This is a genomic window from Psychrobacter glacincola (assembly GCF_904846215.1).
In the GTDB taxonomy this organism is placed as follows: Bacteria; Pseudomonadota; Gammaproteobacteria; order Pseudomonadales; family Moraxellaceae; genus Psychrobacter; species Psychrobacter glacincola.
Genome location: NZ_CAJGZK010000051.1, coordinates 1 through 1,745, shown reverse-complemented (window position 1 = coordinate 1,745; position 1,745 = coordinate 1). Strand labels below are relative to the sequence as shown.

Below are 1,745 nucleotides of genomic sequence, written 5' to 3'. Positions count from 1 at the left end.
CGATGGTCACCCCTGGTATCAAAAGCCGCTTGATCCTCATGGTTTGGGTGCCTGTATTGGCTGCGCTGGCGTATCTGATGGTGGGTGACCGAACGCCTGTGTTTGATCTGTGGACGGCCGAAGACAAGGTCGGAAAAGTCGCTGATGACTTGTTGACTGGCAAAATCGATCAGCCACCTGTATGGGCAATCGAAAACGGCCAGCAGCTTATCAGCGCGATGCAGACCAATGTCTATCGTCATGCTGATGACCCCAATCGCTGGATGCGTTTATCTGAGCTGTTTTTGTCATTAGAAGCGACAGACTCGGCGCTAGAGGCATTGTCACGTGCTTATCGCTTATCGCCTGATAACGAGGAGATTGCGACGACCTATGCACAGATCAGCTTCTTTGCCAATAAAGGCCAACTAGACGCCACCAGTCGCCGCGTCTTGCAGGACGTGCTGGCCAAAAACCCACGCCACGAAGGCGCGCAAATGCTGATGGCCATGGGCGAGGCGCGTAGTAATAACTTTGAGGAGGCACAAGGCTGGATTAAACGTCTGCGAAGCAGTATCGCGGCCAAACCTGGCGACCATACAAAAGCCTTAGCCAGCCTAGATGAGCTCAGCGCCAATGTCAGCGCGCAGCAGCAGCAAGCCTCAGAAGGGGTAGAGGTAAGCATTAGAATCAGCGCCAGCCTGTTGCCACTTGTCAAGGCAGACGATGTACTTTTTGTGGCGATACGTGATGTCAACGGTGGACCGCCATTTGCCGCCAAGCGCTTACCGATCAGCGTGATCAAACAAGGCGAGGCCACTATCAGTCTAAGCGATCTCGATGCGATGATGCCTGAACGCACCTTACAATCGGCCCGTAGCGACAAAACTCAGTTAGCAGTCGTTGCTCGTGTTAGCCATAGTGGGACTGCGTCCGCAGAGTCGGGTGATCTATCAGGTAACCCAGTAGTGATTAGCGCTGAACAGACTCAAGTTAATATTGAAATCAATCAACAGATCCCTTAACAAATGATTATTACAGTAAGTTTCATAATACTAGAACCGTATGTAGGACAGCTTTTGAAAGTGGTGCTATCAATAGCTGTATAACCTATTAGTAAAGAAGTAAAAAACGGCTATGGTGTTTTGCTAGTGAAATAATTGGACGGATGACTATAGAAAGTCTTGATTAAACATAACAGACAGCTCATTTTCAGCTTCCCGCAGAAGAGGTATATGGCTTAATAACTCTACTAAAGACTTTTTAACAGTGGGACCATGAGTAAATACGGTGGCAAAGGTTTGCTTGCTGCTCACTATTTAGAATTAGTACCGCACAGGCAACCATGCCTCGAATGAATTCTTAGTTATCTATCCCTATCTGAGTATCCCGCGTTTCAGCTATGGTCCGCGTAGCTTGTTTTTACATCAGTATTGTTAGCTCTAGCAGTGATAATGAATATATTCACTGTCAGATAACTTTGGTTTAATTTAAAACAGAATCATGACGTTTTGGACAATCATCACTACGCCACTAATGACCATTAATAGGATCAGCATCACTCTAAACTGCTTGATATTCATACCTGCTAAAAAGCGCTTATCCCGAACTGGGGTTATCATAACTAAAGAAGCGAAGTAATACTCAAATACTCAAATACTCAAATACTCAAATACTCAAATACTCAAATACTCAAATACTCAAATACTCAAATACTCAAATACTCAAATACTCAAATACTCAAATACTCAAATACTCAAATACTC

2 protein-coding genes are annotated in these 1,745 nt (G+C 45.3%); one reads left to right on the top strand and one right to left on the bottom strand.

Annotated elements, in window-relative coordinates:
* A partial coding sequence (locus JMW90_RS13320) for a tetratricopeptide repeat protein (RefSeq protein ID WP_201564726.1) occupies positions 1-1,004 on the top strand: 1,004 nt, incomplete at its 5' end.
* 465 nt (positions 1,005-1,469) lie between these two features.
* On the opposite strand, the gene JMW90_RS13965 is transcribed toward JMW90_RS13320, so the two are convergent.
* Positions 1,470-1,601 (bottom strand): hypothetical protein, encoded by a 132-nt coding sequence (locus tag JMW90_RS13965; RefSeq protein WP_265089248.1) that lies wholly within the window; start codon positions 1,599-1,601, stop codon positions 1,470-1,472.
* Between the last annotated feature and the right edge of the window lie 144 nt (positions 1,602-1,745).